A 13,292-nucleotide genomic window follows, 5' to 3' on the forward strand; every position below is an offset into this window, starting at 1 on the left:
GGAGAATGCAAGGCTAGCGCTCCAACCTCGCACGAATTGCCTGAGCTGCAGCCACCATGTGCTCAAGGCTTGGCCATGTCTCTGCATCGCCTCGTGTCTTCAGACCGCAGTCGGGATTGATCCACACCGCCGAAGCTTCCATCTTGTCAAGAATCTCGTTGATACGTGTCTCGATCTCTGCCTCGGATGGAATGCGAGGCGAATGGATGTCATAGACGCCTGGACCAGCCTCAGTCTCAAAGTGCGCGTCATGAATTGCATCGAGAACGGTCAAATCGGAACGAGATGCCTCGAATGAGATGACATCGGCATCCATCGCATCAATATCCTTGATGATGTCATTGAATTCGGAGTAGCACATATGCGTGTGAATCTGAGTGGTTGGCTTCACACCGGAATGCACGAGTCTGAATGCTGGGATGGCCCAGTCAAGGTAAAGCTTATGCCAGTCGCTGCGGCGCAACGGAAGCTTTTCACGCAACGCTGCCTCATCGATCTGGATGACCTTGATGCCGGCATCCTCGAGGTCAAGCACCTCGTCACGGATGGCGAGCGCCAGCTGCGTGGTCTGTAGCTTATGGCTCACATCTTCGCGCGGCCACGACCAGTTGAGAATGGTCACAGGACCGGTCAGCATGCCCTTGACCAGACGAGTGGTGCGGGATTGCGCGTATGCGCTCCATGAAACGGTAATCGGCTGGGCACGGGACACATCAGACCATACGATTGGAGGCTTGACGCAACGCGTGCCATAGGACTGCACCCAAGCGTTCTTGGTGAAGAGGAAGCCGTTCAAGTGCTGGCCGAAGTATTCGACCATATCGTTGCGCTCGAATTCTCCGTGGACCAAGACATCCAGACCGATGCGCTCCTGCTTTTCAAGCACTCCATCGATGTGCTGCTTGATGAAGGTGTCGTACTGTTCTTCGGAAATCTCGTGCTTGCGGAATTGTGCACGCTCGGCGCGAATCTCACGTGTCTGGGGGAACGAACCAATGGTCGTCGTAGGCAGCAGCGGCAAAGCCAACTCTTCACGCTGCTCCGCCTGACGCTCCTTACGCTCTGGCAGACGAGTGAAATCACTGTGGTGCAAAGCTTCGATTCGCTTGGCGACCTTGCTGTCAGTCTCTACACGGTGACCATCAAACAAAGCCTGATTATCAGCAAGTTCACGAGAATCCTTCAACGCTGCCTCATCCAATTCGGATAAAGCCGCAATCTCATTGATTTCCTGTAGCTTTTCGACGGCGAATGCGAAATGCTTGCGCACATCGGGATGCAATCCATTCTCGCCCTCGACGCTGAATGGCACATGGAGCAGCGAACAGCCAGTCGATACCGCAACACGGTCGGTTATCTGATTGACGGCATCCAACACGCCGAGGCTGTCAGCATAGTTATTGCGCCAAATGTTGCGTCCGTTGACGATACCGGCAAAAATAGTGGTGCGTTGCGCAACACCGAATTTCTTGAGAGCGGCAAGGTTGTCGTCGCGTCCTTCAACGAAATCAAGCCCGACACCATCGAATTCAAACAGATTCACCGTCTCATAGATGTCGGCAATATGACCAAAGTATGTCTGCAACAGCACCTTTACCGATGCCTTCTCGGTGTCTCGTGCGGGAAGAATCTTGGAGTAGAGGCTCTTGAACAGCTCAAGGTCCCCATCACTCTTGTCGAGCACCAGATATGGCTCGTCAAGCTGCACCCATTGTGCGCCCAACTCTGCGAATCTTGAAAGCACCTGCGCATAGACGCGTGCAACCGCGTTGACCAGACCTTTGTCAAAGGTCAATGGCGCACCTTCTGGACGACGCGCCAGCTTCAGGAATGCATATGGTCCAATCAGCACGGGCTTGGTGATGATGCCAAGCTCCTTCGCCTCGCTGAATTCGTCGAAAGGCTTGGTGCTGTTCAGCTTGATTTCCTCGGAATCATCGATTTCCGGAACGAGATAGTGATAGTTGGTAGTGAACCATTTCTTCATGGGAAGCGCTGTTACATCACCGCGTTCACCCTGATATCCGCGTCCCATCGCGAATAGGGTGTCCTCGGCATCAAGCGAAAGCCTATTGTAACGTTGTGGAATTGCGCCGAGGAGCATGGACGTATCAAGCAGTTGATCGTAATAGCTGAAATCATTGCTTGGAATCAGGTCAATCCCAACTTCCTTTTGGAGCAGCCAATGCTTCTTACGCAACTCGCGGGCCGTGGCCTGCATATCCTCCAGTGTCGATGTGCCTTTCCAATAACTTTCAATCGACCGTTTCAGCTCCCTGTTCGAACCGATGCGCGGGAAACCGATTACCGAAGTGAGTGCGGACATGCTTCCTCCAATGTATGTTGATTCAACCCCTGAAGCGTACCAACTGAGGACATTTATCGGTAATTATAATGAGAGGTGTGTCGTTATAAGTAAAGTTTATAGCTTACATGCAAGGCCGATGGCTTCTACACTTCAAAATCGCGCGGGGTCAAGACCGCAACAAGGTCAGCACCGTGCATGGTCCACTCGCCGAATGGCCTGTCACAGGCGAAAATCGCCACACTTGCAGGAGAGAGACCGAGATGCAGCAGATCCAGCTGAGTAGGATCCGATTCGGATGTCGCCAGCCATTCACAACTCACCGAAACCGTCGGCTCATGACCCAGAATCATCAAGGTTCGTCTCTTGGGCTTGGTGGTGTGAATCTCGTCGAGGATTGATTGAATGCCGCCCTGATATAGACTCAGCCTGACATCAACCTTGGGGCCGTCGCCGAAGTATTTGAGCATCCGATTCAGAGTCTCCACGGTGCGGTCTGCACTGGACGTAGCGATGCGGTCAGGAACCAGTTCCAGCGCATCAAGTCCCTTGGCGACCGCCTTGGCTTGTTTTCTTCCCTTATCGGTTATCTTTCTTGTACGATCGCCCCCCTCGCCCAACGCTTCGGCTTTCGCATGTCTCATAACAATCAGCACATATTTGCGCGAACGAAGGCTCTTTCTCAGCTTGTGCAGATTGACGTTCATCAGCGACTCCTCAGCAACTCAGCTCGTAGCAGCATCTCACACTCCATCGCGTGGCGGTCATGATCCAACAGGAGTCCCCTGCCCCGTATTCGATGTTACTACAGTTGCCTGATGCTCAAGGTCACGCAGAACCTTGCGAAGCTTACGATCTGAAATATCACGCAACTCAAGTTCTTCCAAAGTCTGTGACGGCGTTGCATCGTCAACGTCGGAATACGTATCCTTCGTGGCACGCTCACGCCTATGCAGAGCTTCGACCCCAACATCCATCGCACGCGAGATGACGATGAATCCGGTATGACCAATCATCTGATGATTGGGGCGAACTGCCAGCCCTTGAACCTTCCAATCTCGCTGGATGGTCTCGCTCACCTCTGGTTCGGTCCACGAACCACGCTCACGCATCATCTCAACCAAACGGCTCATCTGCGTGGTCGTGGTGACATAGGCACTCAGCACGCCTCCCGGAACGATCAGACGTTCGACCTGCTCCAACCGATTCCATGGATCGAGCATGTCGAGGACTACTCGATCGTAGAAATGTTCCTCGCACCCTTTCGCAACCACATCGAAATCACCAGTAAGCAGATTCCACCATTGGGGCATGCCTCCAAAATACACGGAAGCATTCAAGCCTGCGATCCGAGCGAACTCTGAACGCCTTTCGATGGTCGTCAGATGGCCTTGCTCACCCACCGCATCCAACAGATGAAGGCTCATCGCACCCGATCCGGCACCTGATTCAAGCACGCGCATACCTGAACGAATATCACCCATCGTCAAAACCTGCGCAATATCCTTTGGATACATGATCTGAGCACCGCGCGGCATGGAAAGCACGAAGTCCGCCAGACGCGGTCGCATCACCGTATAGGACCAGCCACCAACGTGACGAGCAATCTTCCATGGCTTTTTCTTGTCATGAATCGAATCGGGGGAATCACTCGCCGCTCCAGAAGGCACTCCATTACGGTCAACCGCAAAGGATCGCTCCGAACTCTGCGTGGTGACCACAGAGCCTTCTGACATACCTATCAGGCTGCTGTGTGGAATAACGCCACGCTGTGTCTGCACCACTCCTCCGTCTTCAAGCAGTGCAGTGATCATTGCACCCTTGCGGTCGGTCAGCTGGACTTTCTCCCCCACACATAGGGGACCTCGTTTCGGCATAATCCCTCCAAATCCTCACTCGGTCGAGAATTATACAGACCAGGGCGAAAGTGCCAGCGGCATTTCTCGACCTATCGTCGAGCGTATGCTGCCCAGCGTCCGTCAGCAGACGATACAGCTAAAGGAATTCCAAATATTTCACTGAGTCGTTGAGACGTAAAACCATGTTCCAAATCACCACGGTAGATTATGGTTCCAGGTTCTGGATCACGACCTGTAACGGCATCCTTGTGCGCATCTGCTTCACTGCCGCTTTGTCGACCCATGATCGCGACATGATCGAATCCTTCGGGAATCTCCTCAAGACGATGTGTCACCAGCAGCACCGTTCTGTGAGGATCGGCTCCCAACCTACCCAGGGCTTCGAGCACCAGCTCGCGACCACCAAGATCCAGTCCGGTTGTTGGTTCATCAAGAATCAGCAGGTCAGGATTGGCCATGAGCGCACGGCATATCAGCACACGTGTGCGCTCACCCTCAGAAAGTTTGAACATCTGCTTGCCCTCAAGATATTCAATCCCGAACTCTCCCATCAATGATCGGGCTCTGTCATATTCCTCTTGCGAATATGAATCACGCCATTTCCCCGTTGTAGCAGTAAGCGCGGTAACGACAATATCGAGAGGATCCTCCTGAGGTGGAAAAGCTCTCGAGAGCTCAGCCGAAGAAAGCCCTATACGATGCCGATATGAGAACACATCAACCTTGCCCAGCCTATTGCCCAAAATGTCGACGGTGCCCGCACTGGGAAAGCCGCGGGTGCTCATCATGGCAACAAGACTTGACTTTCCTATGCCATTGGGACCAAAGAGAATCCACTTCTCCCCTTGCTCCACCGTAAGATTCACATCACGAAGAATGACACGTCGTTGACGACGAAATTCAACATCGTTCAGAGCAAGAATATCCATGTCACCTCAACGCCTGTCTGTATACATCGATGGTCTGATCGGCGATCCTCTCCCAGGAGAATCGGTCCCGAGCGCGCTCATAACCACATTCACCCATTCTCTCAGCCGCTTCCACATCAGCGAACATTCTATCGATTGCATCAGCCAGATCATGTATGTAAGTCTGCGGATGAAGCGGCGTTCCCGTACCGTCCTGAAGCTGCTCAATCGGCACCAGATAACCGGTTTCACCGTCGACGACGACCTCGGGTATGCCTCCAGTCGCGCTTGCCACAACCGGAAGGCCGCACGCCATGGCCTCAAGATTCACGATGCCTAAGGGTTCATAGATGCTCGGGCATACGAAGGCATCGCAACCATGCTCCAAGGCACGCAGTTCGGGACGTGCAAGCATCTCTTCGATCCAGATGATGTTGCCACGCTCGTCATCAAGCTTCTTGAATGCCGTGCGCACCTCATCGGCTATTTCAGGCGTGTCGGGGGCTCCTGCGCATAGGACGACCTGAATGTCTTTGTCGATCAGGTGCAATGCCTGCAGCAGATACGGAAGACCCTTCTGACGCGTTATCCTGCCCACGAAAAGCAGTGTCGGCTTATCCCTGTCAATGTGGTAGCGGTCGAAGACATGCCACGCCCCGTCATCCTCAGCAGGACGGGTGAAATCATCCAAGGTAATGCCGTTATGGACCACACAGACCTTGTCTGGATCTACCTTTGGATATGCGGTCAGAATATCCTTGCGCATGCCCGCGGAAACAGCGATGACACGGTCTGCAGACTCATATGCGTCTCGTTCTGCCCAGGAGCTCAGGCGGTATCCTCCGCCAAGCTGTTCGGCCTTCCACGGACGGAAGGGCTCAAGGCTATGCGCAGTGATTACCAAAGGAATGTCGTTCAGCTGCGCGGCAACACGTCCGGCAAGGCATGTATACCACGTATGCGCATGGACGAGATCTGCCTGGACATCGGATGCGATGCTCAGATCGACTCCAAAGGTCTTCAACGCCTGATTGCTTCGCTCAAGATATTGAGGAGCATCATAGCCCACAAGATGCAGGCTGCCAAGGGGATTCTTTCCCGGAATTGCAGGGATGTCGGCAGCAGTTCGAGGACCATCGAATGCTCGAACCGTAACATCGATACGTTCAGCCAGAACCTTCGAAAGTTCCTCGACGTGCACTCCGGCACCACCATAGATATGCGGAGGGTATTCACGGGTCAGTATGTCAACCTTCATGTCACGCTTCTTCCTTGCTTTGTGATTCCTACCATTGCTAACTTCAACGTAAGCCCCCGGCAAACCTCGTTGTCCGCCGGGTACAGCTCGATTGTCATGGTTCAATGACGATGACGCAAACCCGTACTCCACTGAAGGATCATGACGAGCATGCGACATGATGCGCTCGCGCGTTCATACCGCAGTTCCATTGCCGTCCAGATTTGGATTTTCACGGGGCGATCCGCCAACTATGAAAAGGCTCAGCACACCAACCGCAAAAAGGGCTGAAACAGTGATGACCAGCCACAGCGGCGTCGTCGAAACCCACATGATCACCACGAATGCACAGGCGGAGACGACAATGAGAATCCAGCTAAGAATGCGCAGCCATTGTCTGAATGTGCTGGGCGTTCCGATTGACGGCATTGCCCGATCTTTCGTTGCAGTTTTCTGAATGTCAACATCAACATGACCGGCTGGTTTCCAAACACCATCTTCATTGGCCTGAATTCTGCGGGATTTCTCCTGCAGCGACTGCTCATCGAGCATGCCGCCACGTCCACGGCCACGAGTCTGATCATATTGAGTCGGTATGCCTTTGCGCTCATTGCGCGCATTGGCCCTCCGTTGGGAACGGTTGGGCATATTGCTCCTCTCGCACTATGCAATTCCTCATCAGTCCCCCTCGATGCAGCCCAGTCGGTCACGTTTGTCATAGACCACTCGAATACTGCGTGAAAGGAACGAATGACTCCTAACCATCAAGTGTAACGGCTTATCGCGGTAGCATCATCGGGCGTTGCGTTGCGGTGATTGGCGCTGGAAGCTCGGTATTTCCAGTGAGGAACTTGTCGACGGCGGCTGCGCAGCTTCGACCTTCTGAAATAGCCCATACCACAAGGGACTGGCCGCGTCCTGCGTCACCACAAACGAACATGCCTTCCTGCGATGTGGCGAAATCATTGTTTCGCGCAACATTGCCACGCTTGTCAAGCTCGACTGGAAGCTGGTCAACCAAGGTCTGTGTGTCAGGATGCAGGAAACCAATGGAGATGAGTACCAGATCTGCTGGGAGGATGCGTTCGGTCCCATGCTGACGCGTGAACGGGCCGTTATCTCCCGGAGCAACATCGATGACCTTCAGCCCTGTAATATGACCGTTCTCATCCGCGATAAAGCTCTCAGCCGTGGTGTGTTCCTTGATTTCAACTGCGGTGTCTTCTGCCTCACCTGCCTCGAATTCAACGGAGTCCGTGCTATAGAGGTATTCGCCGCCCTCTTCCATCGAGGAAGTCTTCTGATAGGTACGCGCATAAGTTGGCCATGGATCCTTGTCCGGACGCTGCGCAGGTTCCTTCGGATTGATCTGGAGCACCGTCACGGACTGTGCCCCCTGGCGAATCGAAGTACCCAGGCAGTCAGAACCGGTATCGCCACCGCCAATGATCACCACATGCTTGTTCTTGGCCGTGATGCCGTTGATCGGCTTCTTGCCCCAGACCACACGGGTCGCGTCCGGAAGAAAGTCCATCGCGAAATGAATGCCCTTGAGCTCTCGCCCTGGAATAGAGATGTTTCTTGGCACGGTCGATCCGATGGCGACGACCACGGCATCATAGCGACTGCGCAGTTCGTCCCAGCTGATGTCCTTGCCGATCTCAACATTTGTGCGGAAGCGCGTTCCCTCAGCTTCCATCTGCTCCTGACGCTTGTCGATCAGTGCCTTGTCAAGCTTGAAGTTCGGAATGCCATAACGCATGAGACCACCAATGGCGTCATCACGTTCGTAGACTACAACCGTATGGCCAGCTCGTGTGAGCTGCTGAGCGCACGCAAGGCCAGCCGGACCGGAACCCACTACCGCCACCGTCATGTCGGTCAGACGCTGCGGAGGCTGCGGCTTGACATAGTCGAGCTTCCAAGCCTGATCAATGATGGTCTGCTCATCGAGTTTGATCATCGTCGCAGGCTGATGAATGGCGAGCACGCATGCCTGTTCGCATGGCGCCGGGCATACACGACCGGTAACTTCAGGGAAGTTATTGGTGACGGAAAGACGGTTGTATCCATCTTCCCATTTACCTTGACGGACCAAATCGTTGAATTCTGGGATCAGATTGCCCAATGGGCAGCCTGTCATGCAGAACGGCGTACCACAATCCATGCATCGCGCCGCCTGACTCTTGGTGAAGTCCTGCAGACCGAATTCGGCATGCACATCCTGCCAGTCCTTGACACGCTCTGAAACTGGTCGTTCCTTGAGCTCTCGACGCGTACGAACCTTCAGAAATCCTCTTGGATCGGTCATCTCAGTGCACTCCTTCCACAACACGCTCATACAGTGATTCCCATGCCCCAGGCTGGTTGAAATCTACATTGTCCTTGTGTGCCTGGTCCATGGCGGTCTTCATTGCAAGATATTGCGTGGGAACAACATGAGTAAATCGTGCAATACTCGTCTTCCAATCCTTCAACAGATTCTTTGCCGTCTCAGAACCGGTCTCCTCCGCATGATGCTTGACAAGCGCGTGCAGCTCCTCGGCATATTCCGCCTCGACGGCCAAGAATTTCAATGAACCGTTCACCCGTGCCGATGGATTCACCTTGTCCATGTCCAGATCAAGGACATAGGCATTGCCGCCGGAGAATCCTGCACCGAAGTTTCTTCCCGTGGGCCCCAATATGGCTACCGTTCCACCTGTCATGTATTCGCAACCGTGGTCACCAACGCCCTCGACAACGAAGCTGGCACCTCCATTACGCACAGCGAAGCGCTCCCCCGCCTTGCCCGCAATCAGCATTTGACCCGAGGTTGCGCCGAAACCAGTGACATTACCGCAAATCACGTTCTCGTGTGGATCGAAATGAATGTCTTCTGCTGGACGAACGATGATGCGTCCGCCTGAAAGCCCCTTGCCTGCGTAATCGTTGACTTCGCCATAAATGCGCAGCGTCTCGCCACGAGGGATGAACGCACCGATGGACTGGCCACCCGATCCGTGAAGCGTGATGTCAATCGTGTCATCAGGCAGGCCCTGTGCCTTGTAGCGTTTGGTGATCTCGTAACCGAGCATCGTGCCGACCGTTCGATTCACGTTTCGAATCGGCACATCGATCAATACCGGTTCCTTGCGATCCAATGCAGGCTCGGCAAGCTTGATCAGCCTGTTATCGAGCGCCTTCTCAAGCTCATGATTCTGATTGATCGTGTGATGCAGAATGGTGCCCGGCGTAGGGCCCGCCTGCATGAGCACATTGGAAAGGTCAATGCCACCCGACTTCCAACGACTGATAGCCTCGTTCTGGTCAAGCATCTCGACATGGCCGACCGCCTCTTCCAAGGTGTGGAAACCAAGTTGAGCCAGCAGTTCTCGAACCTCCTCAGCGATGAACATGAAGAAGTTGATGACGTGCTCCGGCTTGCCACGGAAGCGGGCACGCAATTCAGGATCCTGCGTTGCGATGCCCTGCGGGCACGTATTGAGCTGGCATGCGCGCATCATGACGCAGCCTTCTACAATAAGGGCTGCCGTTGCAAAGCCAAATTCCTCCGCACCCAGGAGCGCGGCGATCACAACATCTCGGCCGGTCTTGAGCTCGCCATCGCATTGCACGACGATTCTGCTACGCAAACCATTGAGAATCAATGTCTGCTGGGTCTCGGAAAGACCGATCTCCCACGGTGTTCCGGCATGCTTGATGGCATTGAGCGGAGCAGCTCCGGTACCACCGTCATATCCAGAGATCAGCACGACATCCGCGTAGCACTTTGCCACACCTGCCGCAATCGTGCCCACGCCAAACTCGGACACCAACTTGACATGGATGCGAGCCTTGGGATTAGCCATTTTCGCATCATTGATGAGCTGCTTCAAATCCTCAATCGAATATATATCGTGATGAGGGGGCGGAGAAATGAGTTCCACACCCGGGGTTGCGCGACGCACCTCTGCAATCCATGGTGGAACCTTGGCACCGGGCAGATGCCCGCCTTCACCAGGCTTGGCACCCTGAGCAAGCTTGATCTGCAGATCGGTTGCGGACACAAGATAGTCACTGGTCACACCAAATCGCGCCGATGCAATCTGCTTGATGCGACTCGTGCGTGCTGGATCTTCAATACGATCCTGCGATTCGCCACCCTCTCCGGAATTCGAGCGAGCACCGAGCTTGTTCATTGCCTTGGCCAGTGTCTCATGAGCCTCCTGTGAGATTGATCCATAGCTCATGGCACCGGTCGAGAAGCGCTTGACGATCTCGGAAGCAGGCTCAACCTCACTGATGTCGATCGGCTTGCGTTTATGATTGAACTTCATCAGCCCACGCAATGTCATCAGACGGTTCGAGGTGTCGTTGATGTGATGGGAATACTGCTTGAACATCGTATAATCTGCACGCTGCGTCGACTGTTGCAGCAGGAATATCGACTCTGGATCGTTCAGATGTTCCTCGCCGGTTCTGCGCCACTTATAGTCGCCACCTGAACGCAGATTCCTGTGCGGACGTGCAGTCCACTGCGTTGGATATGCCACTCGGTGTCGAATAGCGACTTCCTCGGCGATTTCGTCCAAGCCAGTGCCGCCGACACGAGATGTGGTGCCGGTAAAGTACTCGTCCACAATCTCCTGGCTCAGTCCGATGGCCTCGAAGAGCTGCGAGCCACGATACGACATGATGGTGCTCACGCCCATCTTGCTCATAATTTTCAGAACACCAGTGCTCAGAGCCTTGGTGAGGTTCTTGGCTGCCTGTTCCCCGGTGACCTTCAGATATCCTCGTTCGGAAAGATTCTCGACGGATTCCAGTGCCAGGTACGGGTTCACGCAGGCGGCACCGTAGGCAATCAACAAGGCAACATGGTGCACCTCACGCACATCTCCGGCTTCGACTGCAAGCGAAACCTGTGTTCTGGTATGACGTCGCAGCAAGTGATGCTGCACCGCGCTCGTCATCAGCAGCGAGGGAATCGGACCCCATGTGTGGTTCGAATCACGGTCTGAAAGCACGATGAAGTTCTTGCCCACATCGATGGCATCATCTATCTGCTTGAATATCTCATCCAGTCGAGCCTTGAGCGCCTTGCCTCCGCCCGCAACCTGATACAGTCCTTTTACCACGAAGGGCTTGTAATAGTTATTGAGAATCTGTGCCTTGTCCAATCGCTTCAACTGCGCCATTTCATCCGAGTCGACCACAGGATTGGGAATCAGAATCTTCTTCGCATGCAACTCGGTGTCTTCGAGCAGATTGGGTTCCGGTCCGATGGCGGACTCAAGGCATGTGACGATCTCTTCACGTTCCCAGTCAAGCGGTGGATTGGTGACCTGGGCAAACTTCTGGGTAAAGTAGTCGAACAGCATTCTGGAGCGTGAAGACAGCACCGCCATAGGCGTGTCATTACCCATCGCCCCCAAAGGTTCCTTACCGCCATCAGCCATGGGAGCCAGAAGCATCTTGAGATCCTCTTCGGTATAGCCGAAGGCCCTCTGACGTCGCTGTACCGACATTCCAGAATGACTGACATGTTCACGCGCCGGCAGTTCGCTCATCTCGACAGAATTGCCTTCAACCCATGATCGGTATGGATGTTGCGATGCGAGATCCTTGCGAATTTCACCGTCTGGGACAATGCGCCCTTCATTGACATCAACCAGGAACATCTTTCCTGGTTCCAGACGCCCCTTGCGCGCGATATGGCTCTGTGGAATCTTGTCAAGCACACCGGTTTCCGATGCGAGTACAAGGTGCCCATCATCCATCAGCTGCCAACGCCCGGGCCTGAGACCATTACGATCAAGCTGTGCCCCCACGAGATCGCCATCCGTGAAGATGATGTTCGCAGGACCATCCCAAGGCTCGATCAACGTGTTGTTGTACTCATAGAATGCTCGAACATCGGGATCGAGCGTGTCATCCTTCTCCCAGGCGGGCGGCAGCATCATGGAAACGGCGTGAGGCAGCGATCGTCCAGCGAGATAGAGCAGTTCCAGAGTTTCATCGAAAGTGCCGGAATCCGAATAACCTGGGGTGTTGATTGGCAGAAGTTGGGAAATATCGCCCAGAAGTTCAGAACTCAGACGGCCTTCACGTGCAGACACCCAATTGCGATTGCCCTGAATCGTATTGATCTCGCCATTGTGGGCAAGCAGTCTAAAGGGCTGTGCGAGTGGCCAGCTGGGGAAGGTATTGGTGGAGAAGCGTGAATGGACGATGGCGATGCGTGCCTTCATCAATGGGTTCGACAGATCAGGGAAGAAAGGCTGAAGCTGCATCGTCGTGAGCATGCCTTTATAGGTGATCGTCTTGGTTGATAGTGACGCGAAATACACGCCAACAGCATGTTCAACGCGCTTTCTGACACGGAACGCTCGCCGCTCCAGATCCATGCCTTTCAAACCTCCGGTCGGATCCGCAATCACCAAGGTCTTGAACGATGGCATCGTACTCAAGGCCTGTAGTCCCAGTCCATTGGGATTGGTGGGCACATCCCGCCACGCAAGGACCGATAGTCCTTCCTCTTCGACGATGGAGGCGATGGCTTGCTCCTGCTGCGCGCCAAGCGCGATATCGCGATCGAGGAAGACAATACCCGCCGCATAGCTTCCCTGTTCAGGCAGTTCGGCTTCAATCGTCGCGCGCATGAATTCATCAGGCATGGTGATGAGCATTCCTGCACCGTCACCAGTGTTCTTTTCAGCACCAACGGCACCGCGGTGATCAAGGTTCACGAGAACCTCAATCGCATGGTCGACTATGGAACGTTCGGGAAGCCCATTCAAGGTAGTGACCATACCTACACCACATGCGTCATGCTCGTTGGCAGGATCGTATAGTCCCTGTGCATTATGAACAGTAAGATCAAGTGGTGCTTTGAAAGTCACTGATATCACCTCTCTAGGGTGGGCAGAAGCCCGATTGGAACGCTTTGATAGAACAGAATACCGTGTGATTGTGTCATTCTTGGGCATGATTCCAAAATT

Annotated in this window: 8 protein-coding genes; all 8 read right to left on the reverse strand. The window is 54.1% G+C overall.

What is annotated here, in order from left to right; genetic code table 11:
• Nucleotides 1-13: 13 nt before the first annotated feature.
• The 8 genes from metE to gltB all read right to left on the reverse strand — a co-directional run bounded on the left by metE (nucleotide 14) and on the right by gltB (nucleotide 13,193).
• Nucleotides 14-2,326 (reverse strand): 5-methyltetrahydropteroyltriglutamate--homocysteine S-methyltransferase, encoded by a 2,313-nt coding sequence (metE, locus tag BAQU_RS05595; RefSeq protein WP_094693473.1) that lies wholly within the window; start codon nucleotides 2,324-2,326, stop codon nucleotides 14-16.
• Nucleotides 2,327-2,451: 125 nt separating this feature from the next.
• The gene (locus BAQU_RS05600) at nucleotides 2,452-3,012 is read right to left on the reverse strand and encodes a SixA phosphatase family protein (RefSeq protein WP_094693475.1); all 561 of its coding nucleotides are present in this window, start codon (nucleotides 3,010-3,012) and stop codon (nucleotides 2,452-2,454) included.
• A gap of 57 nt (nucleotides 3,013-3,069) precedes the next feature.
• Complete coding sequence (locus BAQU_RS05605; protein WP_094693477.1) at nucleotides 3,070-4,182, reverse strand: tRNA (adenine-N1)-methyltransferase; 1,113 nt, start codon at nucleotides 4,180-4,182, stop codon at nucleotides 3,070-3,072.
• A 71-nt stretch (nucleotides 4,183-4,253) separates the two neighbouring features.
• Nucleotides 4,254-5,093, reverse strand: coding sequence for an ABC transporter ATP-binding protein (locus tag BAQU_RS05610; protein ID WP_094693479.1), 840 nt, complete (start codon nucleotides 5,091-5,093; stop codon nucleotides 4,254-4,256).
• A 1-nt stretch (nucleotide 5,094) separates the two neighbouring features.
• The gene (gene glgA / locus BAQU_RS05615; protein ID WP_094693481.1) at nucleotides 5,095-6,330 is read right to left on the reverse strand and encodes a glycogen synthase; all 1,236 of its coding nucleotides are present in this window, start codon (nucleotides 6,328-6,330) and stop codon (nucleotides 5,095-5,097) included.
• 174 nt (nucleotides 6,331-6,504) lie between these two features.
• A complete protein-coding gene (locus tag BAQU_RS05620; protein ID WP_094693483.1) occupies nucleotides 6,505-6,957 on the reverse strand; it encodes a hypothetical protein in 453 nt (150 codons plus the stop codon).
• Nucleotides 6,958-7,087: 130 nt separating this feature from the next.
• Nucleotides 7,088-8,620, reverse strand: a complete 1,533-nt coding sequence (locus BAQU_RS05625) for a glutamate synthase subunit beta (RefSeq protein WP_094693485.1) — start codon at nucleotides 8,618-8,620, stop codon at nucleotides 7,088-7,090.
• A 1-nt stretch (nucleotide 8,621) separates the two neighbouring features.
• The gene (gltB, locus tag BAQU_RS05630; protein ID WP_094693487.1) at nucleotides 8,622-13,193 is read right to left on the reverse strand and encodes a glutamate synthase large subunit; all 4,572 of its coding nucleotides are present in this window, start codon (nucleotides 13,191-13,193) and stop codon (nucleotides 8,622-8,624) included.
• Nucleotides 13,194-13,292: the final 99 nt, after the last annotated feature.

Source organism: Bifidobacterium aquikefiri, assembly GCF_002259795.1.
Taxonomy (GTDB): Bacteria; Actinomycetota; Actinomycetes; order Actinomycetales; family Bifidobacteriaceae; genus Bombiscardovia; species Bombiscardovia aquikefiri.

What these genes read in the sequence shown, in the direction of transcription:
- metE (WP_094693473.1), bottom strand. Translation starts at nt 2,326, where the DNA reads ATGTCCGCACTCACTTCGGTAATCGGTTTCCCGCGCATCGGTTCGAAC.
- BAQU_RS05600 (WP_094693475.1), bottom strand. Translation starts at nt 3,012, where the DNA reads ATGAACGTCAATCTGCACAAGCTGAGAAAGAGCCTTCGTTCGCGCAAA.
- BAQU_RS05610 (WP_094693479.1), bottom strand. Translation starts at nt 5,093, where the DNA reads ATGGATATTCTTGCTCTGAACGATGTTGAATTTCGTCGTCAACGACGT.
- BAQU_RS05625 (WP_094693485.1), bottom strand. Translation starts at nt 8,620, where the DNA reads ATGACCGATCCAAGAGGATTTCTGAAGGTTCGTACGCGTCGAGAGCTC.
- BAQU_RS05605 (WP_094693477.1), bottom strand. Translation starts at nt 4,182, where the DNA reads ATGCCGAAACGAGGTCCCCTATGTGTGGGGGAGAAAGTCCAGCTGACC.
- BAQU_RS05620 (WP_094693483.1), bottom strand. Translation starts at nt 6,957, where the DNA reads ATGCCCAACCGTTCCCAACGGAGGGCCAATGCGCGCAATGAGCGCAAA.
- glgA (WP_094693481.1), bottom strand. Translation starts at nt 6,330, where the DNA reads ATGAAGGTTGACATACTGACCCGTGAATACCCTCCGCATATCTATGGT.